The organism is Kordia antarctica, from assembly GCF_009901525.1.
GTDB lineage: Bacteria > Bacteroidota > Bacteroidia > Flavobacteriales > Flavobacteriaceae > Kordia > Kordia antarctica.
In genome coordinates this window covers 2,271,220-2,294,535 of record NZ_CP019288.1, presented here as the reverse complement: position 1 = coordinate 2,294,535, position 23,316 = coordinate 2,271,220, and the positions used below count along the sequence as shown (strand labels likewise).

General features: G+C 35.4%; 25 protein-coding genes. 19 read left to right on the top strand and 6 right to left on the bottom strand.

The genetic code is table 11. From position 1 onward, the window contains the following. Positions 1 to 6: 6 nt before the first annotated feature. From IMCC3317_RS09225 to IMCC3317_RS09200, 6 genes are all read right to left on the bottom strand, one after another. Entirely contained in the window at positions 7 to 3,099 is a 3,093-nt protein-coding gene (locus tag IMCC3317_RS09225) for a SusC/RagA family TonB-linked outer membrane protein (RefSeq protein ID WP_160129227.1), read from the bottom strand. A gap of 374 nt (positions 3,100 to 3,473) precedes the next feature. Continuing rightward, positions 3,474 to 5,108, bottom strand: a complete 1,635-nt coding sequence (locus tag IMCC3317_RS09220; RefSeq protein WP_228055011.1) for an aryl-sulfate sulfotransferase — start codon at positions 5,106 to 5,108, stop codon at positions 3,474 to 3,476. A 149-nt stretch (positions 5,109 to 5,257) separates the two neighbouring features. Then, the gene (locus IMCC3317_RS09215) at positions 5,258 to 6,157 is read right to left on the bottom strand and encodes a hypothetical protein (RefSeq protein WP_160129225.1); all 900 of its coding nucleotides are present in this window, start codon (positions 6,155 to 6,157) and stop codon (positions 5,258 to 5,260) included. Positions 6,158 to 6,168: 11 nt separating this feature from the next. Continuing rightward, a complete protein-coding gene (locus IMCC3317_RS09210) occupies positions 6,169 to 7,854 on the bottom strand; it encodes a SusD/RagB family nutrient-binding outer membrane lipoprotein (protein ID WP_160129224.1) in 1,686 nt (561 codons plus the stop codon). A gap of 12 nt (positions 7,855 to 7,866) precedes the next feature. Further along, positions 7,867 to 11,106, bottom strand: coding sequence for a SusC/RagA family TonB-linked outer membrane protein (locus tag IMCC3317_RS09205; RefSeq protein WP_160129223.1), 3,240 nt, complete (start codon positions 11,104 to 11,106; stop codon positions 7,867 to 7,869). 113 nt (positions 11,107 to 11,219) lie between these two features. Beyond that, the gene (locus tag IMCC3317_RS09200) at positions 11,220 to 12,845 is read right to left on the bottom strand and encodes a BamA/TamA family outer membrane protein (RefSeq protein WP_160129222.1); all 1,626 of its coding nucleotides are present in this window, start codon (positions 12,843 to 12,845) and stop codon (positions 11,220 to 11,222) included. Between the two features lie 243 nt (positions 12,846 to 13,088). Between IMCC3317_RS09200 and rpsL the strand changes: the two genes are divergently transcribed. The 19 genes from rpsL (at position 13,089) to rpsH (ending at position 23,307) form a co-directional block, all read left to right on the top strand. Further along, the gene (rpsL, locus tag IMCC3317_RS09195; RefSeq protein ID WP_010230128.1) at positions 13,089 to 13,463 is read left to right on the top strand and encodes a 30S ribosomal protein S12; all 375 of its coding nucleotides are present in this window, start codon (positions 13,089 to 13,091) and stop codon (positions 13,461 to 13,463) included. Positions 13,464 to 13,486: 23 nt separating this feature from the next. After that, complete coding sequence (rpsG, locus tag IMCC3317_RS09190; RefSeq protein WP_160129221.1) at positions 13,487 to 13,963, top strand: 30S ribosomal protein S7; 477 nt, start codon at positions 13,487 to 13,489, stop codon at positions 13,961 to 13,963. A 17-nt stretch (positions 13,964 to 13,980) separates the two neighbouring features. Next, complete coding sequence (fusA, locus tag IMCC3317_RS09185) at positions 13,981 to 16,113, top strand: elongation factor G (protein WP_160129220.1); 2,133 nt, start codon at positions 13,981 to 13,983, stop codon at positions 16,111 to 16,113. A gap of 10 nt (positions 16,114 to 16,123) precedes the next feature. Continuing rightward, entirely contained in the window at positions 16,124 to 16,429 is a 306-nt protein-coding gene (rpsJ, locus tag IMCC3317_RS09180; protein WP_160129219.1) for a 30S ribosomal protein S10, read from the top strand. A gap of 156 nt (positions 16,430 to 16,585) precedes the next feature. Next, positions 16,586 to 17,203, top strand: coding sequence for a 50S ribosomal protein L3 (gene rplC, locus IMCC3317_RS09175; protein WP_160129218.1), 618 nt, complete (start codon positions 16,586 to 16,588; stop codon positions 17,201 to 17,203). Next, positions 17,203 to 17,832: a 50S ribosomal protein L4 gene (rplD, locus tag IMCC3317_RS09170; RefSeq protein ID WP_160129217.1), complete on the top strand. Its 630-nt coding sequence runs from the start codon at positions 17,203 to 17,205 to the stop codon at positions 17,830 to 17,832. The genes rplC and rplD overlap by 1 nt, the downstream gene beginning before the upstream one ends. Before the next feature lie 8 nt (positions 17,833 to 17,840). Beyond that, positions 17,841 to 18,131, top strand: coding sequence for a 50S ribosomal protein L23 (gene rplW / locus IMCC3317_RS09165; protein WP_160129216.1), 291 nt, complete (start codon positions 17,841 to 17,843; stop codon positions 18,129 to 18,131). Between the two features lie 13 nt (positions 18,132 to 18,144). After that, entirely contained in the window at positions 18,145 to 18,969 is an 825-nt protein-coding gene (gene rplB, locus IMCC3317_RS09160; RefSeq protein WP_160129215.1) for a 50S ribosomal protein L2, read from the top strand. A gap of 3 nt (positions 18,970 to 18,972) precedes the next feature. Continuing rightward, entirely contained in the window at positions 18,973 to 19,251 is a 279-nt protein-coding gene (gene rpsS / locus IMCC3317_RS09155; RefSeq protein WP_072303192.1) for a 30S ribosomal protein S19, read from the top strand. A 9-nt stretch (positions 19,252 to 19,260) separates the two neighbouring features. Then, a complete protein-coding gene (gene rplV / locus IMCC3317_RS09150) occupies positions 19,261 to 19,668 on the top strand; it encodes a 50S ribosomal protein L22 (protein WP_160129214.1) in 408 nt (135 codons plus the stop codon). A gap of 9 nt (positions 19,669 to 19,677) precedes the next feature. Further along, a complete protein-coding gene (gene rpsC / locus IMCC3317_RS09145; protein ID WP_160129213.1) occupies positions 19,678 to 20,403 on the top strand; it encodes a 30S ribosomal protein S3 in 726 nt (241 codons plus the stop codon). Between the two features lie 20 nt (positions 20,404 to 20,423). Next, positions 20,424 to 20,843 carry a 50S ribosomal protein L16 gene (rplP, locus tag IMCC3317_RS09140; protein WP_160129212.1) on the top strand — a complete coding sequence of 140 codons (420 nt, stop codon included), beginning with the start codon at positions 20,424 to 20,426 and terminating at the stop codon, positions 20,841 to 20,843. Between the two features lie 13 nt (positions 20,844 to 20,856). Then, positions 20,857 to 21,048 (top strand): 50S ribosomal protein L29, encoded by a 192-nt coding sequence (gene rpmC / locus IMCC3317_RS09135; protein WP_160129211.1) that lies wholly within the window; start codon positions 20,857 to 20,859, stop codon positions 21,046 to 21,048. Positions 21,049 to 21,066: 18 nt separating this feature from the next. Beyond that, entirely contained in the window at positions 21,067 to 21,324 is a 258-nt protein-coding gene (gene rpsQ, locus IMCC3317_RS09130) for a 30S ribosomal protein S17 (protein WP_160129210.1), read from the top strand. Positions 21,325 to 21,326: 2 nt separating this feature from the next. Further along, complete coding sequence (gene rplN, locus IMCC3317_RS09125) at positions 21,327 to 21,695, top strand: 50S ribosomal protein L14 (RefSeq protein WP_007094978.1); 369 nt, start codon at positions 21,327 to 21,329, stop codon at positions 21,693 to 21,695. A 13-nt stretch (positions 21,696 to 21,708) separates the two neighbouring features. Next, positions 21,709 to 22,020 carry a 50S ribosomal protein L24 gene (gene rplX / locus IMCC3317_RS09120; RefSeq protein WP_160129209.1) on the top strand — a complete coding sequence of 104 codons (312 nt, stop codon included), beginning with the start codon at positions 21,709 to 21,711 and terminating at the stop codon, positions 22,018 to 22,020. A gap of 2 nt (positions 22,021 to 22,022) precedes the next feature. Further along, positions 22,023 to 22,574, top strand: coding sequence for a 50S ribosomal protein L5 (rplE, locus tag IMCC3317_RS09115; RefSeq protein ID WP_160129208.1), 552 nt, complete (start codon positions 22,023 to 22,025; stop codon positions 22,572 to 22,574). 2 nt (positions 22,575 to 22,576) lie between these two features. Further along, a complete protein-coding gene (gene rpsN, locus IMCC3317_RS09110) occupies positions 22,577 to 22,846 on the top strand; it encodes a 30S ribosomal protein S14 (RefSeq protein WP_160129207.1) in 270 nt (89 codons plus the stop codon). A 62-nt stretch (positions 22,847 to 22,908) separates the two neighbouring features. Further along, complete coding sequence (rpsH, locus tag IMCC3317_RS09105) at positions 22,909 to 23,307, top strand: 30S ribosomal protein S8 (RefSeq protein ID WP_160129206.1); 399 nt, start codon at positions 22,909 to 22,911, stop codon at positions 23,305 to 23,307. Positions 23,308 to 23,316 lie beyond the last annotated feature (9 nt).

Sequence of the window (23,316 nt, the reverse complement as noted above, 5' to 3'; positions counted from 1 at the left end):
TATTTTTTAAAAGTTTAAGTCAAATCCTAAAGAGAAAGTTCTTGGAACTGGATAATCAAAGAAACCAGTATTTTGGTTACTTTCAGGATCAAATCCTCTCCATTTTGTCCATGTTACTAAGTTAGTACCCTGAACATAAACTCTCAATCCAGATAAGATATTTGTTTTTTCTAAGATTTTAGAATCAACTTTGTATGATAATGAAACGTTTCTTAAACGTAAGAATGAAGCATCTTCAAGATATCGATCTCCATCAACTGCACGTAAACCTCCAAACGATAATGCTGGAATGTCAGTTACTTGTCCTGGAGTAGTCCATGCATTTAAGATACTAGTTGACTGGTTAGCAAATCCTGCTAATCCTACATCTTCTACAATCGCTAATGAACTATTTTGTCTATATCTGTCTGCTGAAAATGAGAATAACGAACTTAGTGTAAATCCTTTATAAGTGATGTCAGCTCCGAAACCTCCAGTATATGATGGATCGAAATTTTTATCTAAGTAAACTGCATCATCAGGACTGTAAACATTCGTAATGTTACCGTCTACATCAAAGTAAAGAGGTTGTCCGTTTGAAGGATCAACTCCTGCCCATCTAGTTAAGAACCATGTGTTAGCTGCACGTCCTTCAGCAACACGTAGCGTGTTACCTGTGAATCCACCTGGTAATCTTTCAACTTCATTTTTGTTGTAGTTACCATTTGCATGAACTCTAACAGCCCAAGGATTATTTTCTGATTTTCTTAATACATCATAAGAAATTTGTAAATCAAAACCTGTGTTACTCATGTCAGCAACGTTTGCAGTAACTTGGTTGTATCCAGTTCCAGCAACAGATAATAATTTTTGAGAGAATAAATCTTTCGTTAAATTTCTATAGAAATCAAATTCTCCAGATAATCTATTGTTCCATAACCCAAAGCTTAAACCAACGTTTAATTGATTTGAAGTTTCCCATTTGATATTTTCATCAACTAGCGTCCCTAAGTTGTATCCTGTACCTAATTGGTAGCTAGGACCAGCATTTACAGTTTGAAGACCTTGGTAACGAGTTCCAACGTTTTGATTACCTACAACTCCGTAACTTGCTCTAAGCTTTAATGTCGTAATAAAATCAACATCACTCATGAAATCTTCGTTATCAATATTCCATCTACCTGCAACCGACCAGAATGTACCTGTTGGGTTTTTAGGGAAACGAGATGTTTGATCTTGTCTGATTGTAGCTGCAAATCCGTACTTTCCATCGTAATCTAAATCTAAAGTTCCGAATACAGAAGCTAAAGCGATTTCAGTTTCAGTAGAACCAACACTTGGTACGTAATTATAAATGTCAGTACCAGATCCGTCAGGATCTTCTGTGGTATTTCCATCAGTGAAACCATTTCCTGAACCTGGCAATGCCGGGTTTAGACCGAAAGCTTGATAATTAGCATTTTGTGTATTAGAGTAGTTGTACTCTCCGTAAACAGTAGCTGTTAAATTTAACTTATCAGTAATATCATTTTGATATCTAAGGAAAGCATTTGTAATAAAGTTAGCATCTCTAAAGAAGTTCTCAAACTGAGTACCTTTTTCTTCTGAAGCTTGATTAGGAGAAATTAATCCTCTAAGACTTCCTGGAGCAGTGATGAATAGACTTTCGATATTTGTATAATCAATACCAACAGAACCTCCAATAGTTAAGTTTTTCGCAAAGTTGTAATCTGCTGAAATACTTCCTACTGCTTTAAATTCAGTTTCTTCATCTGTGTTTAATCTTGCTGTGTTCAATGCTAAATAAGCAGTGTTAACAAATCCGTTAGCTCCACTTGCGTTTATTGAACCGTCAGCGTTTAATGCTCCACTTTGTTGAGTACCAATAATGTTAATACTTCCATCAGGATTGTAAGGTGATAAATAAGGCAATCCAATGTAAGGTACAATGAACGGGTTATCTAACTGACCTCCTGTGTTATTACCTCTAGCTGCATCAACAATGAAGTTGTTTACAGAGTAGTTTAACGTTAATGTAGTAGCATAGTTGAATTTCTTACTATCAGAAGTTCCAGTAAAGTTGTTTCTGAAAGAGAAACGCTTTAAATCACTACCTAATGTAATACCTTCTTGCTTAAAGTACTGAAGTGAAGTATAAGAACTTGTGTTCTCATTACCTGTAGAAATGTTTACTTCGTGAGATAATGTAGTTCCTTGTTGGAAAAAGATATCTGACCAGTTCGTATTTGTTTGTGCAGCAATTGCAGCAATCTGAGTATCTGTTAAAGAATCTCCAAATTGGTTACCTGGTAATAAATTTTTCTGAAAGGTAAGGAACTGACTTGCGTTCATTACTTCAAATCTTGTCTTCGGTTTTACAGCAACACCATAAAGCGTTCTGTATTGAATGTTAACTCCAGAACCTTTTTTACCTTTTTTAGTAGTTACAATAACTACACCACCAGCACCTCTGTTACCATAAATTGCGGTAGCAGCTGCATCTTTCAATACAGATAAAGATTCGATGTCATTTTGGTTTAAACTTCTAAAGTTATCCTGATCTACTGGCACACCATCAATAACGAATAATGGCTCAATATCACCTTGTAGAGAGTTACGACCTCTAATAATAATTGTCGCACTACTTCCTGGTTGTCCTGAACCTGTGTTCACACTAACCCCAGCAGCAGCACCTTGAAGGATCTGATCTAAAGAGTTAATAGGAATTTGTTCAATTGTTGAACCATCTACTGTAGCAATCGCAGACGCTACTTTAGAACTATTTACAGCACCGCCATAAGCGACAATTGTTACAGCCTCTAAAGCTTCACCTGGCTTTAATTGTACATTGATGTTAGCAGATGTAACTTTGATTTCTTGTGTAGAAAATCCTACATAACTATAAACAAGCGTTTGCCCGTTGTTAGCCTTGATAGAATAATTACCGTCAAAATCAGTAGTTTTACCTGTGGTTGTACCTTTAATCAAAACAGTTGCTCCTGGTAACGGTAAACCGGTGTCATCGGTTACTGTTCCTGAGACAGTCTGTTGTTGTGCAAACAGAATCTGCACAAATAACGCTAGAAATAGCGTTAGAATACCACTAAACTTTGTTCTCATTTTTTTAATTTATTTGAATTAGCTATTGCCAAAAATCCTAATTATATGTTAATAATCCAATTTTTTTTTCTTAAAAATCATTTAATAAGTGAAGTTTTTTTTTAAAGCAACGTTTATTTTGAGCTAATAAACATAGGTATACGTTTAGAAATGAGGGGAATGTGTGGTCAAAAAAGCCCTATTTATTAGAATAGTATATTTTTGTTAAATATTTTAACGGATTAGCAAAATACTGAATTTGAAACGCGCGCTTTGTAGTTATTTTTTGTGATAATGTTAAAAACTCAATGATTCAAGCACTAAAAAATGCTGATTTAGTGAGTTTTGTTCACATTTAGAAGGCAACTTCCAAACATTGTGTTTTAAACGCTAGATTATTCTTTAATAATTTTAGAAGTCAGAATTTTATTTTCTGTGTATATTTTTATAACATACAAACCAGCACGTTCTTTACTTAAATCAATATTTTTATTTTGAGAGGAATGAACTAACCTTCCAAGTATTGAGTAGACTTCCACTTTATAAATTTCTAAGTTACTAAATATTGATAATGAATTTTTAACTGGATTTGGTGCAATAGTGATGGTTTCATTCTCGAATTCTGGAACACCCAAAATTGTACAGCCAGATAAATCCGGATTTTGCTCTACTGGAGCTCCTGGTGTTAACGTTCGTCCTGAGAAAGCAGGATAATTGGTTGCATATCTAATTGCTCTGAAAGATAAGTTTGGAGTCATAGATGGATCGTCTCCTTGTGATAATACTCCGGTAGGTGTCACTGGGTTTACATATTCCCAAACAATTTCTTCACTTGGAGTTATTTCAAAAAAGTAGCCGTCATCTCCATCACAAATTAGCGTATTCCCGTTAGGTAATCGTTGCCCACTTGATAGAATTCTTGAATAGAAGTTGGTATTTAATGTTGGATCTACATAAGAATAATCAGTCGTTACTGGTCCATAAGCTGTTCCTGCAGTATATGTATATACACCTTCAGAATCTTCAGGAGGTGAAATGATATCAATTTGTGAGAAACTTGGTAAACGAGTAAATCCGTTGTTGAATACAATGATTTTTCTAGCGTCTTGCAATCCATCTGCGATAATATGTGGGTAATGTTGTCCAAATAATTTTTGATCGTTAGCAGTTCCTCTTTTATATGCTTGAGGATTTCCCCAACGGTATAAGAAATCTCCACCTTTTCCGCGATTACCACCTGAATTGCTTGCTGCTTGTGTGGTAGTTGTGCTATGATCAATGATGTAAATCTCGCTCATTAATCTTGAGCTAATAACAATTTGATCTAATCTTTCATTGTATTGAATAGAATTAAAATGTAACCAATTTGCAGCTCCATTAGAGTTTCCTAAAAAGTTAAAGTCTAGTAGTTGCGGATTGTTTTCAACAACTCCAAAATTATCTTTTGATGCGTCAAAATCTTGAATAACATGATCTTTTATATTCCATTCCCAAACTATATTGGCACCATTTGTTCCAACAGGTTCTAATTCTAGAATTTGTTCATTAAAAATTTTTCCTTGTGTAATTGTGTTCGGATCTCTTCCTGCTTGAATTGCTTCTGTTTCTGTTATGGTATTCACAGCAAGCATTAATATATTTCCATTTGGCATCGGAAATACATCGTGATGTTGAGAAACTGTTGTTGAAGAATACGTGTATTCCCAGAGTAAATTTCCGTCCCAATCAAATAATTCTACTTTTCCACCAACACCTCCAAAGTTTACATCTGCATTAGATATTCTTCCAGCACGAAGTAAGTTGCCATTTTCTAGTAAGTAAACAGCATTTCCAGGTGCGACAGTACTTGACCATTGATTTATAATTTCTCCACAGTTATTTATAAGATAGGTTTCGGTGTGTCCTGCAGGTGCAAATAATGTATAGCCGTTATAAGTGCCGGCATTATTTGTTAGCGTACCAACCGTATTTTGAGCTTTTGTAGATATAAAAAATAAAAGCGCAGTATATAAAAAGAATTTACTTTTCATCTGATTTTTCATAGCATTTAATCATTTTGAAAACTAGCGTTAGTTTTCGATTGCGGAAAGTAAAGAATATTCATCTAAAAAAAAACTGCCTTTGAATAAATTTCAAAGGCAGTTTATAATACTATATGATTTTTTAAAACCTTTTGGTTTTATTCATTACATAAGTTTAATGCAATTGGTCCTGCAGCTGAACCACCTGTGTAAGCAGCTACAAGGTTTCCACTTGGTGCATAAATTTCAAACGAAATTTCGCCATAGTTGTCTCCAGGGAAAAACCAATCTGCAGAGGTAGTTCCTGTTGGAATAGTAATTGTGTCAGTTCCATCGTTTGCCTCATTAATACAAGCAAAATTGTTTGCTTCGTAAGGAGTACATAAACCAACTTGAAATACAGTTCCATCATTTAGTGTGATAGTGATAGGAGCAGAGCTATTACCAACTGTCTGCCATCCATCTCCGTAAGAGTCATGCATATCAATTGTCCATACACCTGGTGGTGGTGGAGCAATACAAACAACAGTAGAACTAAATGTGTGATCAGCTGATTGATTGTCAAAGTTAGCACTTACATCAGAAAATGTTCCTCCTGGGTTTGTTATTGCTAGTCTGTAATTGAATGTATCACCACCTTCTAAATTAGAAGAGTCAATTCCTAAAGCAGTAATAATTGCTGCACCATCGAATACAATATTCGCTTCTGGATATCCTCCGTCAGCAGGTGAAGTGAAACTTGAAGCGTCAGCAGTTAACAACAATGCTTCATCAGCATTGATATTTTGTCCTACTAAGCTAACATATACTTCAACTTTAGAGATATCAGTTCCTCCGGCAGGAGAAATTAATTGATAGTCTTTAGAGAAGCTTGAGCTACTTGGGTCTAACTTGTTAACGTTTGTAGAGCCATTGGTAGTGATTTCTGATGCGTAAGGGCCTCCAGAAACTGTCAGTTCGTCAAATTTCACAGGTAATGTGTCATCATCTGAACAGCTACTAAATGCTACTACCATAGCACCTAATACTATGAATGATTTTAATAGTTTATTTTTCATAATTTATTTTTTTATTGAATAAATCCTGCTGGATTGTTATCCCAGAATACTTGTACTGTAAGTCCTGGTTTCTGACTGATATTTAAGTTTCTATCAACTGTATTACTTGGATATAAGAATGATCTTGGAAAAGAACCAGTTCCTAGTAATGTAGGCTGTAAATTACCTGGCGCGCCAGTTCTTCTGTAAAGGTTGTACCCTTCAATACCATTACCATACATTGCTAACCAGTATTCTTTACCAATGATATTCATTCTTTCTTGATCACTTCCTGCGGCCATGTATGATGACATAACTCCAGCTACATATGAGTTAACGTCAGAAGCATCAGAAGTATTTGAAAAATCTCCTGGGTTTGGTAAAAATGCGATTACTGTATTCATAGAAGATCTCATTCCTTGCTCTAACATTGCTGCGGCGTCATCAGTAGTACCTAAGTACAAAGCAGCTTCAGCTCTCATGAAATATACAAAAGAATCCATCATAATTGGCCATATACCAGCTCCTGCAAGTCCATCTCCAGAATCAATTCTTGAAGCATCATTGTCATCAAAACGACCTCCAACTGGATATACTCCAAAAGTAGCTCTTTTTGCATTATCTGGTGGAATACCTTCACTATTAGCATGATCTCTTCCCCAATATCCATCGCCTCTTCCAAATAGAGAGCAAAATGGTAATGGAACTGCTTGCATTGCATCAATTGGTGCATACGATGCAGGTCTTGGATCATTCCAACAGCTAATTTCTGTATCTAAAGTAGCAGCATCAGAAGGAAAACTTCCAACTTGTCTGTACGTGTAGTATCTTAGTCTTGGATCATCAGCACCTTTTTCTTCGGTTAATGCCCACATAAAGTAGTTAGGAATATATTCACCTGTGTTTGCAGCTTCATACTCTTCAACATAATATTGATGCTTACTTTGAGGATTACCTTGTGTTCCAGATACCCATGTGAAATCGTCAGCACTACTGGTGATAAAGTTTCCACCAGTAAGTATAGTATTGATTCCTGCTAATGAACCAGCTTGGTCAATAAGTCTTCTGTTTAAGTAATATCTAAGCTTAAGTGTATTGGCTAATTTCGTCCATTTATCCATAGAAGTACTACTGTCTTCACCAAAGTATAAATCATTAAAATTAGGTGTGTTTCCATCAATATTAGCAAAATCAGCTAATGCTAAGTCTAATTCGTCAAATGCAGCTTCATAAACGTCTGATGCTGGATCAACAGTAGGGAAAACGATTCCGCTATCACCTTGTAATGCTTCTGTTAAAGGAACATCTCCAAAATAGTCAACTAAAGTCATCAATGTATAAGCTTTAATGATTCTAGCAACACCTAAATGTCTGTGACTACTAGTATTTGTTGCAATTGGAACTAAAGATTGAATTTCGTTAAGGATATCTGCATATCCAATACGCCACATTCCTCCTGTGTTTACATTTGTATTATTGAAGTTTACTTCATATGTGTCAAACATGTACTCTAAACGTACAGTTTCTGCACCTGCCTCAGTGGCTTCTTCAAAGAACTCCGCAAGATTAAACTGAATGAAGTTTAAACTTCCATTTTCATTCAATGTTTCTGGAGTAGGTACATTTGGGTCTACTAGTAAATCTAATTCCGTTGTTTCACAAGAGAATACGAGTATTAGTCCTAGCAACCAAAATAATTTGTTATGTTTTATTTTCATTGTCATTTTTTTTTAGAATGTTACTTTTATACTCATACCGTATCTTCTGGAATTCCAAGAAGTTAAGTAGTCGAATCCTTGAGAGTTTCCAACTCCTAAACTGTTCAATTCAGGATCGTAATTTACGCTATCAGGTGTGTTAAATGCTTTTACAAATAAGTTTTGACCTGATACTGAAAGAGAAACTGTTCCGAAAGGAGTTTTATCTAACCATTTTTTAGGAAGTCTGTAACTAAGAGAAGCTTCTCTTAATCTAATATGTGTTGAGTCGTAGATTAATATTTCATCAACTCCGAAACCAATATTGTTAAAATATGCTTCCGTAGCTGTTACTTGAATATCATTTGGTTGTCCTGTTGATTGACGTGTTCCAGGTAATATAATACCTTGTGTTCTGTCAAAATCAGTATCTTCTACAAGTCCTCTACCAACTAATGCTCCTACTGTAGTAGCGTAGATGTCTCCACCTTTTTGGTATTCCCATTGCATGTTAAATGATAAATTTTTCCAAGTAAAACCACCGTTTACTGTAGTAAACCAATCTGGATTTGGATCACCAATTACTCCGTTTTCAGTGTCTTGAATCCAATATCCGTTTTCGTTCACTAAACGATTACCTTCAGCATCTCTTGCTATTCTAGCACCAAAAATAACACCTAATGGTTGTCCGTTGATAGCTGCGTTTGCAGGAGTTGAAAAGATACCTCCGTAAAGGATTTGCTCTCCATCATCAAGACCTTTTACTTCACTTTCATTTTTAGTAAAACTTCCTGATATTTTAAACTGGAAGTCTTCTGTTTTGATAGGAGTAATGTCATAAGAAATTTCAAAACCTTTGTTTACTACATTACCAATGTTTGTAAATGTACTTGTATATCCTGTTTCAGGAGCTAATGGTCTTTGAATAATCTGATCTTCTGTATCTCTGCTGTAATACGTAAACTCTAATCCAACTCTGTTGTCTAAGAATCTTGTTTCTATACCAAATTCAAGTTCTTTAGATAATTCTGGTTTTAATGCAGGATTTGGTAAGAAGTTAGGAACACCTGTTGTAACTGTTCCGTTTCCTCCAGCAGTTTGGAAAATGTTTGGTACTAAAGAAATAACACCTCTTGTGTTATAAGGACCAGGGAAACCTGGAGAAGTACCATAACCAGCTCTAAGCTTTAAGAAGTTTAATCCGTTTGTAGATCTAAGTCCGTCGAAAGCTGAAGTAGGAATAAAAGATACACTAACACCAGGAGAAAACTGTGATCTGTTTTCTTGCTCTAATGTTGAGTTCCATTCGTTTCTAGCTGTAGCATTTACATATAAGAAATTCTTGTACGATACTGTACCAGAAGCATACACTGCAACGTTGTTTTGTTCGCTGTATGTTTGGTACGTCTGATTGTTATCAGCAAATACAGTTCCTTCTATAATAGTACTAGAGTTACTAAAGTTTAAGTGATTCCATAAACCGAATACGATTTGATCTCTACTTTCAGAACCATCACGCTCAAAAAGTTGACGTTTTGAAGTTGCTCCAATAGTTGCTTGAATACCAAAATCTTCATTAATTTCTTTATCAATAGAAGCTAATACTGAATGATCCCAAATAGTGAATCTTTCAGAAGTTGTCTGTAAGTATCCATTTGGATGTAAACCATCATTAGAACCTTTATTAATAACACGTCTTGATCTTGTATTTTGACTATCCAAACCTAATCTGTATGAAATTGTCAACCAATCAGCAGCTTCATAGGAAGTTACAAAGTTTGTAAATACACGGTCAGTACTATTTCTATCTTGTGTATTATTCAATACCCAAGCTGGATTTGTACGGTCATTTCCACCTCTATACCAAATACTTTCTCCTGTAAGAGGATGTTGGCTTGGTGCAGTAATATCTACACTTCGTGGTAAATAAAGAATATTCCAAATAGAAGCAATACCTCCAGTTCCAGCAGTAGAAGACGTTACGTCACTACCAGTAGATGCATCTGTGAAAGGACTTCTAATGTCTGTTTTAGCTAAACTGATCTTTCCAGATACAGTAAACTTATTTGACATTTTAAAAGTTCCACCTACAGAGAAGTTATCACGTCGTAAGCTGTTGTTAGGAATAAATGATTCATCATCTACGTGTGCATAAGAAGCATTAAAACTTCCTTTGTCAGAAAGTGCGCCAGCAACATTAATAGAAGTACTATTGATGATACCAGTTTTAAAGAATTCTTCTTGACTATCGTAAGGTCTGTACGCTACAGTTGGCGAGTCTAAATCTGTTCTTCCTGGGAATAATACAGATGGTTCAACATTAAAGTTGTTTAAAATAGACGTTCTAAATGCATTGTCAATAGTAGCCTGACTGTCAAAACGAGCTCCCCAGTTACTAAAGAATGCTCCGTATACGTTTTGGAAACCATTACCCCATGTATTTTGGTAGTCTGGTAAAACGATTTTGTTAAAGAAAATAGATTGGTTAATTGTAACCTCCATTTTCTTGTTGGCATCTTTCCCTGATTTTGTTGTAATTAAGATTACACCATTACGACCTTCACCACCATAAAGAGCAGTTGCACTTAAACCTTTTAAGATACTTACGCTTTCAATGTTGTTTGGATCGATGTCGGCAAATCTACTACTTACGTTACCTGATTGGAAGTCAGCTGAACTTGCAGACTGGTTTGCTCCACCTGATGAACCATCAAACGGTACACCATCTACAATAAATAACGGCTGGTTTCCACCTGTAATAGAAGATTGTCCTCTAATAATGATGTTAGAACCACTACCAGAAACACCTCCAGAACCAGTAATACGTACACCAGCAGCTTTACCACGTAATATCTTACCGATATCAGTATCCGCTTTCTGCTCTAAGTCTTCACTGTTTACTGTGGTTACTGCGTAACCTAAGGCTTTCTTTTCCTTTTTAATTCCCTGAGCAGTAATAACTACTTCCTCAAGTTGATTGTTGGGACTTAAAGATACATTGACAGTGCTTAAAGCTCCAACAACGATTTCTTTCTTATCATAACCAACGTAACTAAATACTAAAGTCTGTCCCTGATTTACTTTGATAGAATAATTTCCATCAAAATCGGTAGACATACCTAAATTGGTTTCTTTAACGATTACACTGGCCGCGGGTAGCGGAACTCCAGATTCATCGGAAACAGTCCCTTTGACTGTCTTTTCTTGTGCAAGCGCGAGCTGCACCATTAACGCCAGCAAAAGCGTCAATATTCCATTAAACTTTGTTCTCATTGTGTTAATTATTTGAATTAGCTATCCCAAAAATCTTAATAATATGTTAATATTCCTATTTTTTTAGGGAAAAAAGTGACTGCTGTCTGAGAAAAGTAACGTTATAACGAATGTTAAAAGGAAGTTGACAAGCTTATATGCACCTTAGATTCAGATAGTTTAATAGAAGAATTATCCGTTTTTCCAACCGCATAATTAATTTTTAAAAGACCCGATTTTGATCGAATTCCAAGTCCGAAACCAAAACCGTATAACTTCACGTCAGTTTGCGTCAAATCGTCTTGTAAATACGTGAAATCAATAATGGAGTGCACGTAAGAATTTTGTGAAAGAATGTATCTATATTCTGTGTTAACAGTACTGTAAAGTGTAGCTTCAAGGCTATTTTCGTTAAATCCGCGAATCGACTGAATTCCTCCTAAACGTAACTTTTCGTTGGTTAAATATTTGTCAGAAATTAATGCTTCAGATGTATTATTTACATAAATAAAGTTCCGATTGTTCAATTGCCATAAATAATTTCCAGTAAAAGAAAACTTTGTTTGTTCGTTCTTTTCTGAATCATTTTTACGACTTCCAAGTTGTCCTTCTAAACTGACAATAACTTTATCTTGAAAAAGATTAAAATTATTATTTCTTTTTGCAAAAGTATAGCCAACAGTAGTGAAAAAACTCTTATAATCGTCAATTGCCGTATTTGTGTTATCATCTAAAAGATTATTAGATTCAGTTTGTTGAATTCCAATATGAACTTGATTATTTTGATTAATCTGATAAAACGCTTTAAAAGTAGTATTTACAGTTGTAAAAAGTGAATCGCGCTTAAAAATATCGAGTGCGGCATTAATCCCGATAGGAGAATTAAAAATATATGGAATCTTCAAATCTGCTAAAAACTTAGTTTGCTTATTTCCATCATTCTTCCATAAAATATTAAACTGTTCACCAGCATTCAAATTATTGACTAATTTCAAATCGAGATATCCATTTAATTTCAAACTTCCGGTATCTTCATCTGAGTTAAATCCAATAAAACCATCAAAAAAATTACTCTTCACTTTTTCAATGTATACATATAAGGTAGTGGAGTCTTTTGTAAATAACAATTCTGGGTCTTTAATTTGACGCGCAAAAGGCAATTGATCTATGCGTTTCGTTTGTTTTGTAATTTCTTCCTTATTAAACACTTTTGAGGTCAACCGTAAATAATGTTTGGTATATGCTTTTGGGAATTTCTCGTATCCTTTAATTACAATCTTGTCCAAACGACGCTTTTTAATAACTTCAATATCTAAATCTGCAAAAACAATAGCGCCTTTCTTGCTAATATTTTTAAGTTGCGCTTCCGCGAATGGATTTCCAGTATTTTGAAAATTCTCAATCAGTGCTTCTAAAAAAGGTGTCAAATTCTCTGGCGCGATATTAAAATGTGTATCTGTATAATCAAAAGTAAATGCACTAAGTAGACTTCCGTCGATTTTGTCCTTATTATAAGACACCTTTAAAGAAGTATATTTTGTATTCAGTTTGAAGGTGCTTTGATAGGTAGAATCATTAATCTTTAAAACTTTGGAATATGAAGCATCAAAATAACCAACATTAAAAAACGATTTCTGTAAATAATTCAATTCATCTACAATAGATTTTATATTTTCGTGCGCTTGCTTATAATTAGTTACATCAATAATTTGTTGCTCATCAGCTGTGCTTCCTTTTACCTTTAATGTTTGACTGTTCATAAATGAAGAGTAAAAAAGTAAAAAAAACGAAAGAAGAATATGTAATGATGATTTTTTCAAACTAAAAAAGATAAGTGCAACAGTTGTAAAAGTAACGTAAAAAAACAGGAAATAATGTATATAAAAGCTCGAAAAAATTAATCTTATTGAAAATTAAGTTATTAGGATTTGAATAATACAAAAAAATACTTATCTTTGCCGCCCTCTAAAGAGGGTTTTAACATCAAAATATATTAAATATAGATGCCAACAATTTCACAATTAGTAAGAAAAGGAAGAGCCAAAATAACTAAGAAGAGTAAATCGGCTGCTTTAGATTCTTGTCCTCAGAGACGTGGAGTTTGTACACGTGTTTACACGACAACGCCAAAAAAACCGAATTCAGCAATGCGTAAAGTTGCAAGAGTTCGTTTAACAAATGGTAAGGAAGTGAACGCATACATTCCAGGTGAAGGACACAATCTACAAGAGCACTCGATAGTATTAGTTAGAGGTGGAAGGGTAAAAGATTTACCAGGAGTTAGATATCATATCGTTCGTGGAGCTTTAGACACCGCTGGTGTAGAAGGTAGAACACAGCGTAGATCTAAGTACGGTGCAAAACGCCCAAAGAAGTAATTAAAAACTTTTAATGTAAAGACATGAGAAAAAGTAAGGCGAAAAAAAGACCTCTTTTACCAGATCCAAGATTTAATGATCAATTAGTGACACGTTTCGTGAATAACCTAATGTGGGATGGTAAGAAGTCAGTAGCATTCAAAATTTTCTATGACGCAATGGATATTGTAGATGGAAAGAAAACAGATGAAGAGAAATCAGCTTTAGAATTATGGAAAGATGCATTATCTAATGTAATGCCACACGTAGAAGTTCGCTCTCGTAGAGTAGGTGGAGCTACGTTCCAAATTCCAATGCAAATCAGACCAGATAGAAAAGTATCTATTGCGATGAAATGGTTAATTACCTATTCACGTAAAAGAAACGAGAAGTCAATGGCTTTAAAATTAGCTTCTGAAGTATTAGCAGCTGCAAAAGAAGAAGGTGCAGCAGTTAAAAAGAGAACAGACACGCACAAAATGGCTGAAGCAAACAAAGCATTCTCACATTTTAGATTTTAATCAGACACAACTAAGAAATGGCTAGAGATTTAAAATTTACAAGAAACATAGGTATTGCTGCGCATATTGATGCTGGTAAAACCACTACGACTGAGCGTGTATTGTATTATACAGGTGTAAGTCATAAAATTGGTGAAGTGCATGATGGTGCTGCAACAATGGACTGGATGGAGCAAGAGCAAGAACGTGGTATTACAATTACGTCTGCTGCTACAACATGTACATGGCAGTTTCCTTTAGAAAATGCAGAACCAACACCAGATACAAAAGATTATCATTTCAACATTATTGATACTCCAGGACACGTTGATTTTACTGTTGAAGTAAATCGGTCATTACGTGTATTGGATGGTTTAGTTTTCTTATTTAGTGCAGTTGATGGTGTTGAGCCACAATCTGAAACTAACTGGAGACTTGCCGATAACTACAAAGTACCAAGAATTGGATTCGTAAACAAAATGGATCGTCAAGGTTCTGACTTTATGATGGTTTGTACTCAAGTTAAAGAAATGTTAGGTTCAAATGCTGTGCCTATCGTTCTTAATATTGGAGACGAAGAAAATTTCAAAGGTATTGTTGACTTAGTAAAGAATAGAGCTATCGTATGGCATGATGAAACTCAAGGGGCAACTTTTGACGTTATCGAAATTCCAGAAGATATGAAAGAAGAAGCTCGTAAATATCGTGCGCTTTTAATTGAAGAAGTAGCAAGTTATGACGAGGATCTTTTAGAAAAATTCATGGAAGATGAAGATTCTATTACAGAAGAAGAAGTGCATTCTGCGCTGCGTGCTGCTGTAATGGATATGGCAATCATTCCAATGATTTGTGGTTCTGCCTTTAAAAATAAAGGAGTACAGTTCTTATTAGATGCTGTATGTCGTTATTTGCCTTCTCCAATGGACAAGGATGGTATTGTAGGGATGAATCCTGATACAGAAAAAGAAGAATTGCGTAAACCAGATGTCAATGAGCCGTTTGCTGCATTAGCATTTAAAATTGCTACAGATCCTTTTGTAGGTCGTTTAGCATTCTTTAGAGCATACTCTGGTCGTTTAGATGCAGGTTCGTACGTTTTAAATAACCGTTCTGGTAAAAAAGAACGTATTTCTCGTATCTATCAAATGCATGCTAACAAGCAAAATTCAATCGATTTTATCGAAGCAGGAGATATTGGAGCGGCTGTAGGTTTTAAAAGTATTAAAACTGGAGATACGCTTTCTGATGAAAAACATCCAATTGTTTTAGAATCTATGGACTTCCCTGATCCGGTAATCGGTATCGCGGTTGAACCTAAGACGAAAGCAGATGTTGATAAATTAGGAATGGCTTTAGGTAAACTAGCTGAAGAAGATCCTACTTTTCAAGTTAAAACTGATGAGGCTTCTGGACAAACAATTATATCTGGAATGGGTGAACTTCACTTAGATATTATTGTAGATCGTTTAAGACGTGAATTTAAGGTTGAAGTAAATCAAGGAGAACCACAAGTAGAATACAAAGAAGCATTAACTAAAACCGCTCAGCACAGAGAAACTTACAAGAAACAATCTGGTGGACGTGGTAAGTTTGGAGATATTGTTTTCGAAATGGGACCTGCTGATGAAGATTTTGAAGGTTCTGGATTACAATTTGTTGATCAAATTAAAGGTGGTCGTATTCCTAAAGAATTTATACCATCTGTTGAAAAAGGATTCAAAGCTGCTATGCAGAATGGACCTTTGGCAGGATTTGAGATGGATACAATGAAGATTACATTAAAAGATGGATCTTTCCACGCTGTGGATTCTGATGCACTTTCATTTGAGTTGGCTGCTAAATTAGGGTATAAAGCTGCTGCGAAAGCTGCTGGAGCTGTTATTCTTGAGCCAATCATGAAAATGGATGTAGTAACACCAGAAGAAAACATGGGTGATATTGTTGGAGATTTAAACCGTCGTCGTGGTCAAGTGAACGCGATGGATGATAGAGCTGGAGCGAAAGTTGTAAAAGCAGATGTTCCGTTATCTGAAATGTTTGGATATGTAACTACATTAAGAACATTATCATCAGGAAGAGCAACATCAACAATGGAATTTTCACATTATGCACAAACTCCTTCTAATATTTCAGAAGATGTAATTGCAAAATCTAAAGGTGTAACTGCTTAAAACTAAGAAAATGAGTCAAAAAATTAGAATCAAATTAAAATCTTACGATCATAACTTAGTTGACAAGTCAGCTGAAAAAATCGTAAAAACAGTAAAAACTACTGGAGCTATTGTAACTGGACCAATTCCGTTACCTACGCACAAAAAAATCTTTACTGTATTACGTTCTCCACACGTAAACAAGAAATCAAGAGAGCAATTTCAATTAAGTTCTTACAAGAGACTATTAGATATCTATAGTTCTTCTTCAAAAACAATTGATGCGCTTATGAAACTTGAATTACCAAGTGGTGTTGAAGTAGAGATCAAAGTGTGATCATAAAAAACTAAAAGGGAATCTTTTAGTAACATGTCTGGAGCGTTTCGCAAAGGAAAAATGGTAAAAATACATCAAACAGGGTTGAAGTATTTAACCCTGTTTTTTTTAGAGCTTTCAAAAGAAAGCAAATAATAATTAATTAAATTAATAAATATGTCTGGGTTAATTGGAAAGAAAATCGGCATGACAAGTATCTTTGACGAGAATGGAAAAAACATTCCATGTACAGTTATTGAAGCTGGACCTTGTGTCGTTACCCAAGTCAGAACCGATGAGGTTGACGGGTATTCGGCTCTTCAGCTTGGTTTCGATGACAAGGCAGAGAAACGTGCTTCAAAAGCGGCTAATGGTCACTTTAAAAAAGCAGGTACTTCGCCTAAATACAAAGTTATTGAATTCCAAGGATTTGAGAAAGAGTATAAATTAGGAGACAGCATTACTGTAGACCACTTTGAAGAAGGTGAATTTGTAGATGTTGCTGGTACTTCTAAAGGTAAAGGATTTCAAGGTGTTGTAAAACGTCACGGATTTGCTGGAGTAGGTCAAGCTACACACGGTCAGCACAACCGTCTTAGAGCACCAGGATCTATTGGAGCTGCTTCTTACCCTGCACGTGTATTCAAAGGAATGCGTATGGCAGGAAGAATGGGTGGAGATAAAGTGAAAGTTCAAAATTTAAGAGTTTTAAAAGTTGTTCCTGAGAAGAACTTGATAGTTGTCAAAGGATGTGTTCCTGGGCATAAAAACGCTTATGTAATCGTTCAGAAGTAATGGAAATAGCAGTTTTAGATTTAAACGGAAAAGAAACAGGTAGAAAGGCAAACCTTTCTGATGCTGTTTACGCTATAGAACCAAATGATCATGCAGTTTACTTATCTGTGAAGCAATATCTTGCTAATCAAAGACAAGGAACGCACAAGGCTAAAGAAAGAGCTGAGATTGTTGGTAGTACTAGAAAGATTAAGAAACAAAAAGGTACTGGTACGGCGAGAGCAGGTAGTATTAAAAACCCTTTATTCAAAGGTGGAGGTAGAGTTTTTGGTCCTAGACCAAGAAGTTACTCTCAGAAGTTAAACAAAAATGTAAAGAGATTGGCTAGAAAATCAGCTCTTACATTAAAGGCGAAAAGTGAGTCTATCATTGTACTTGAAGACTTTAATTTTGATGCTCCTAAAACTAAAAATTTCATCAATCTATTGAAAGCTTTAGGGTTAGATAGTAAAAAATCGCTATTTGTGTTGGGTGATTCAAATAATAATGTATATTTGTCGTCACGTAATTTGAAAACCTCTGAGGTTCTAACTAGTTCAGAATTAAGCACTTACAAAATTATCAATGCAAATAGTATAGTTCTATTTGAAGGTGCGTTAGAGGGAATTGAGTCAAATCTAAGTAAATAAAGAACCAAATGAGCATCTTAATTAAACCAGTTGTAACAGAAAAAGCTACAGCTGATAGTGAATTAAATAATCGATATGCCTTCTTAGTGAATGTAAAAGCTAACAAAGTTGAGATTAAGAAAACTATAGAAGCTACTTATGGGGTTTCTGTAGAGAAAGTTCGTACTATGAATTACGGACCGGATAGAAAAGTACGCTTCACCAAGACTGGAGTTCAGCATGGTAAGACTAACGCAACGAAAAAAGCGATAGTTGATGTGGCGGAAGGAGATATTATTGATTTTTATAGCAATATATAAGTAAAGACAAACAATGTCAGTAAGAAAATTAAAACCAGTAACACCAGCTCAGCGTTTTAGAGTAGTCAACGGATTCGATGCCATTACTACTGATAAGCCGGAAAAGAGTTTACTCGTACCGAAAAAGAGATCTGGTGGTAGAAACAATCAAGGTAAAATGACCATGCGTTACATCGGAGGTGGTCATAAGAAAAGATACCGAATTATTGATTTCAAAAGAGATAGAAAAGAAGTTCCTGCGGAAGTTAAATCTATTGAGTATGATCCAAATAGAACTGCTTTCATTGCATTAGTAGAATATGCTGATGGTGAAAAGCGCTATATCATAGCTCAAAATGGTTTAAAAGTAGGTCAAACCGTTATTTCAGGAGAACAAGTTGCTCCGGAAATAGGAAACACAATGCCATTAAGCAGTATTCCATTAGGAACTATTGTTTCCTGTGTAGAATTGCGTCCAGGACAAGGAGCTGTTATGGCTCGTAGTGCTGGTGCTTTTGCTCAGTTAATGGCGCGTGACGGTAAATACGCTACTATCAAATTGCCTTCTGGGGAAACTAGAATGGTAATGGCTAATTGTTTAGCGACAATTGGTGCTATCTCTAACTCTGATCACCAGTTATTAGTATCTGGGAAAGCAGGTAGAGGAAGATGGTTAGGTAGAAGACCAAGAACTAGACCAGTAGTAATGAACCCTGTTGATCACCCAATGGGTGGTGGAGAAGGTAAATCTTCTGGAGGTCATCCAAGATCAAGAAATGGAATTCCTGCTAAAGGATACCGTACAAGATCTAAGACGAAAGCAAGTAATAAGTATATCATAGAACGTAGAAAGAAATAAGACATGGCTAGATCATTAAAAAAAGGACCTTACGTTCACTATAGTTTAGATAAAAAAGTTCAACAAAATGTTGAGTCAGGAAAGAAAGCAGTGATCAAAACTTGGTCAAGAGCATCTATGATTACTCCAGATTTCGTTGGTCAAACTATTGCTGTGCATAACGGACGTCAATTTGTTCCTGTATATGTTACAGAGAACATGGTAGGACATAAATTAGGAGAATTTTCACCAACAAGATCATTTAGAGGTCACGCTGGTGCAAAAAATAAAGGAAAAAAATAATAAGAAGCTATGGGAGTTCGTAAAAGAGAAAGAGCAGAGCAAATCAAAGAGGCTAAGAAAAGTATAGCCTTTGCAAAGTTGAATAACTGCCCTACTTCACCAAGAAAAATGCGTTTAGTAGCGGATTTAGTAAGAGGTGTTAAAGTAGAAAAAGCGCTTCATATATTGAAATTCAGTCAAAAAGAAGCGTCACGTCGTTTAGAAAAATTGTTATTGTCTGCTATTGCAAACTGGCAAGCTAAAAACGAAGATGCTAGCGTTGAAGAAGCTGAATTGTTTGTAAAAGAGATCAGAGTTGATGGTGGAAGTATGTTAAAAAGACTTCGTCCAGCACCTCAAGGTCGTGCACATAGAATAAGAAAGCGTTCCAACCATGTTACATTGGTGTTAGGAGCTAATAATAATACACAAAGTTAAGATAGAAGTATGGGACAAAAGACAAATCCAATCGGAAATCGCCTTGGTATCATCAGAGGATGGGAATCCAACTGGTACGGAGGTAATGACTATGGAGATAAACTTGCTGAGGACGATAAAATCAGAAAGTATATCCATGCTCGTTTATCTAAAGCTAGTGTTTCTAGAGTAATCATCGAGCGTACGCTTAAACTTGTAACCGTTACTATCACGACGGCTCGCCCAGGTATCATTATTGGTAAAGGCGGTCAAGAGGTAGACAAGTTGAAAGAAGAGCTTAAGAAGATTACTGGTAAAGAAGTGCAGATCAATATCTTTGAAATTAAGAGACCTGAACTTGATGCAAACTTAGTTGCAGCTAGTATAGCGCGTCAAATCGAAAACAGAATTTCGTATAGAAGAGCTATCAAAATGGCAATTGCTGCTGCAATGCGTATGAATGCAGAAGGTATTAAAGTGCAAATTTCTGGCCGATTAAACGGAGCGGAAATGGCACGATCGGAATCTTATAAAGATGGTCGTATTCCTTTGTCAACTTTCAGAGCAGACATCGATTACACACTTCATGAAGCTCATACTACTTACGGTAGATTAGGAGTTAAAGTGTGGATCATGAAAGGTGAGGTCTATGGAAAAAGAGAATTATCTCCATTAGTAGGGATGGCTAAAAAGCAATCTGGAAAAGGTGGAAATAATAACTCAGGTGGAAAAGGAAAACCTCGTCGTAGAAAGTAATTTTTTAAAGTTAAAGAAAAATGTTACAGCCAAAAAGAACAAAATATCGTAAAGTACAGAAAGGGCGAATGAAAGGGAACTCTGGTAGAGGTCACTTACTTTCTAACGGTATGTTTGGTATTAAATCATTAGATTCAAATTTTTTGACATCTCGTCAAATTGAAGCAGCCCGTGTTGCGGCAACTCGTTTCATGAAAAGAGAAGGTCAATTATGGATTAAGATTTTTCCAGACAAGCCAATTACAAAGAAGCCGCTTGAAGTACGTATGGGTAAAGGTAAAGGTGCGCCAGAATACTGGGCAGCTGTTGTGAAACCTGGGAGAATTATTTTTGAAGTAGGAGGAGTTCCTATGGAAGTTGCTAAAGAAGCATTACGCTTAGCAGCTCAAAAATTACCAGTTAAAACTAAGTTTATTGTAGCTCGAGATTTCGAAGCTTAATTTTTAATAAGTTATGAAACAATCAGAAATTAAAGAATTATCTGTAGCTGAGTTACAAGAGAAATTAAAGGAGTTTAAGAAAAGTCATTCTGACTTGAAACTAGCGCATGCTATGTCTCCTTTGGATAATCCAATTCAGTTGCGTTCGGTACGAAGAACAGTTGCAAGAGTAGCTACTGAACTAACTAAAAGAGAATTGCAATAAATTGAATTCTACTGACAGATGGAAAAAAGAAATTTAAGAAAAGAGAGAATAGGTGTTGTTACCAGTGATAAAATGACGAAATCAATAGTGGTTTCCGAAGTTAAACGAGTAAAGCATCCTATGTACGGAAAGTTCGTGTTAAAAACAAAGAAATACGTTGCGCACGACGAAAAGAACGATTGCAACATTGGTGATACAGTAAAAATAATGGAAACACGTCCATTGAGTAAAACCAAATGTTGGAGATTAGTTGAAATCATTGAAAGAGCTAAGTAATTATGGTACAACAAGAATCAAGATTAAAAGTAGCAGATAACACGGGAGCTAAAGAAGTTTTAACTATTCGTGTATTAGGCGGAACTAAAAGAAGGTACGCTTCTGTAGGAGACAAAATTGTTGTAACTGTAAAAGATGCAACTCCCAACGGTAGTGTTAAGAAGGGACAAGTTTCTACAGCAGTTGTTGTACGTACTAAGAAAGAAGTAAGAAGGCCAGATGGATCTTATATAAGATTCGATGATAACGCTTGTGTACTTTTAAACCCAACAGGGGAAATGAGAGGAACACGTGTTTTCGGACCAGTTGCTAGAGAACTTCGTGATAAGCAATTCATGAAAATTGTATCATTAGCACCAGAAGTGCTTTAATACATTATTTAAGATGACAAAACTAAAGATAAAATCAGGAGATACAGTAAGAGTAATAGCTGGAGATCATAAAGGGTCTGAAGGTAAAGTGCTAACTATTCTTCGTGAAAAGAACAAAGCGATTGTTGAAGGAGTAAACATGGTATCTAAGCATCAAAAGCCTAGTGCTCAAAATCCTCAAGGTGGAATCGTTAAAAAAGAAGCGCCTATTCAAATATCTAACTTATCTTTGTTGACTTCAAAAGGAGAAACAACAAGAATTGGTTACAGAATGGAAGGTGATAAGAAAGTAAGGTTTTCTAAAAAATCTAATGAAGTATTATAGTTATGGCTTATATTCCAAGATTAAAACAAGAGTACAAGGATAGAGTTATCCAAGCTCTTACAGAAGAATTCGGTTACAATAACGTAATGCAGGTGCCAAAACTTGAAAAAATTGTTTTGAGTAGAGGTGTTGGTGGTGCTGTAGCTGATAAGAAATTAATTGACCATGCTCTTGAGGAGTTTGGGAAAATTACAGGACAAAAGGCTATTCATACCTTATCTAAAAAGGATGTTGCAACGTTCAAATTACGTAAAGGAATGCCAATTGGCGTGAAAGTTACGTTAAGAGGAGAGCAAATGTATGAGTTCTTTGATAGATTGGCTACTTCAGCCTTACCGCGTGTAAGAGATTTTGGTGGAATCAAAGCAAATGGATTTGATGGAAGAGGTAATTATAACTTAGGAATTACTGAGCAAATTATCTTCCCAGAAATAAATATCGATAAAGTAAACAGAATTGCTGGTATGGATATTACATTTGTGACTTCTGCGTCAACAGACAAAGAAGCTAAATCATTATTAACTGAACTAGGTTTACCTTTTAAAAAGAACTAATTATGGCTAAAGAATCAATGAAAGCCCGCGAGGTGAAAAGAGCAAAAACGGTTGCTAAATATGCTGAGAAAAGAAAAGCTTTAAAAGAAGCTGGAGATTACGAAGCATTGCAAAGGTTGCCGAAAAATGCTTCTCCAGTTCGTATGCATAATCGTTGCAAACTTACAGGAAGACCAAAAGGATATATGCGTCAGTTTGGACTTTCTCGTGTAATGTTCAGAGAAATGGCTAACAAAGGGTTAATACCTGGAGTTAGAAAAGCAAGTTGGTAAAAATATAAATTGGTTTCAGGTTCAATGTTTTTATTGAAAACCAAAACCACAAATTAATAAATATGTATACAGATCCAATAGCGGATTATTTAACTAGAGTTAGAAACGCTAGTAGTGCAGGACACAGAGTTGTGGAAATTCCAGCTTCTAAGCTAAAAAAAGAAATAACTAAGATCTTATTTGATCAAGGTTTTATCTTAAGCTACAAGTTTGAAGATTCAAAAGTTCAAGGAAACATCAAAATCGCATTAAAATACGATAAGATGACCAAAGATCCTGTAATCAAGAAAATTCAAAGAATCAGTACGCCAGGTTTACGTCAGTATGCTGGAACTAAGGAACTTCCAAGAGTATTAAACGGATTGGGAATTGCAATTGTGTCAACTTCTCACGGAGTAATGACAGGAAAGCAAGCTCAACGTGAAAATGTTGGTGGAGAAGTTTTATGTTACGTTTACTAATTAAAAAGA

Bases quoted from the DNA above. Each gene is read 5' to 3' on its own strand.
- fusA (WP_160129220.1), top strand. From the start codon at position 13,981: ATGGCTAGAGATTTAAAATTTACAAGAAACATAGGTATTGCTGCGCAT.
- rpsC (WP_160129213.1), top strand. From the start codon at position 19,678: ATGGGACAAAAGACAAATCCAATCGGAAATCGCCTTGGTATCATCAGA.
- rpsQ (WP_160129210.1), top strand. From the start codon at position 21,067: ATGGAAAAAAGAAATTTAAGAAAAGAGAGAATAGGTGTTGTTACCAGT.
- rplN (WP_007094978.1), top strand. From the start codon at position 21,327: ATGGTACAACAAGAATCAAGATTAAAAGTAGCAGATAACACGGGAGCT.
- rplE (WP_160129208.1), top strand. From the start codon at position 22,023: ATGGCTTATATTCCAAGATTAAAACAAGAGTACAAGGATAGAGTTATC.
- IMCC3317_RS09200 (WP_160129222.1), bottom strand. From the start codon at position 12,845: ATGAACAGTCAAACATTAAAGGTAAAAGGAAGCACAGCTGATGAGCAA.
- rplC (WP_160129218.1), top strand. From the start codon at position 16,586: ATGTCTGGGTTAATTGGAAAGAAAATCGGCATGACAAGTATCTTTGAC.
- rpsJ (WP_160129219.1), top strand. From the start codon at position 16,124: ATGAGTCAAAAAATTAGAATCAAATTAAAATCTTACGATCATAACTTA.
- IMCC3317_RS09225 (WP_160129227.1), bottom strand. From the start codon at position 3,099: ATGAGAACAAAGTTTAGTGGTATTCTAACGCTATTTCTAGCGTTATTT.
- IMCC3317_RS09220 (WP_228055011.1), bottom strand. From the start codon at position 5,108: ATGAAAAGTAAATTCTTTTTATATACTGCGCTTTTATTTTTTATATCT.
- rplX (WP_160129209.1), top strand. From the start codon at position 21,709: ATGACAAAACTAAAGATAAAATCAGGAGATACAGTAAGAGTAATAGCT.
- IMCC3317_RS09205 (WP_160129223.1), bottom strand. From the start codon at position 11,106: ATGAGAACAAAGTTTAATGGAATATTGACGCTTTTGCTGGCGTTAATG.
- rpmC (WP_160129211.1), top strand. From the start codon at position 20,857: ATGAAACAATCAGAAATTAAAGAATTATCTGTAGCTGAGTTACAAGAG.
- rplW (WP_160129216.1), top strand. From the start codon at position 17,841: ATGAGCATCTTAATTAAACCAGTTGTAACAGAAAAAGCTACAGCTGAT.
- IMCC3317_RS09215 (WP_160129225.1), bottom strand. From the start codon at position 6,157: ATGAAAAATAAACTATTAAAATCATTCATAGTATTAGGTGCTATGGTA.
- rpsL (WP_010230128.1), top strand. From the start codon at position 13,089: ATGCCAACAATTTCACAATTAGTAAGAAAAGGAAGAGCCAAAATAACT.
- rpsN (WP_160129207.1), top strand. From the start codon at position 22,577: ATGGCTAAAGAATCAATGAAAGCCCGCGAGGTGAAAAGAGCAAAAACG.
- rplP (WP_160129212.1), top strand. From the start codon at position 20,424: ATGTTACAGCCAAAAAGAACAAAATATCGTAAAGTACAGAAAGGGCGA.
- rplV (WP_160129214.1), top strand. From the start codon at position 19,261: ATGGGAGTTCGTAAAAGAGAAAGAGCAGAGCAAATCAAAGAGGCTAAG.
- IMCC3317_RS09210 (WP_160129224.1), bottom strand. From the start codon at position 7,854: ATGAAAATAAAACATAACAAATTATTTTGGTTGCTAGGACTAATACTC.
- rpsH (WP_160129206.1), top strand. From the start codon at position 22,909: ATGTATACAGATCCAATAGCGGATTATTTAACTAGAGTTAGAAACGCT.
- rpsG (WP_160129221.1), top strand. From the start codon at position 13,487: ATGAGAAAAAGTAAGGCGAAAAAAAGACCTCTTTTACCAGATCCAAGA.
- rplB (WP_160129215.1), top strand. From the start codon at position 18,145: ATGTCAGTAAGAAAATTAAAACCAGTAACACCAGCTCAGCGTTTTAGA.
- rpsS (WP_072303192.1), top strand. From the start codon at position 18,973: ATGGCTAGATCATTAAAAAAAGGACCTTACGTTCACTATAGTTTAGAT.
- rplD (WP_160129217.1), top strand. From the start codon at position 17,203: ATGGAAATAGCAGTTTTAGATTTAAACGGAAAAGAAACAGGTAGAAAG.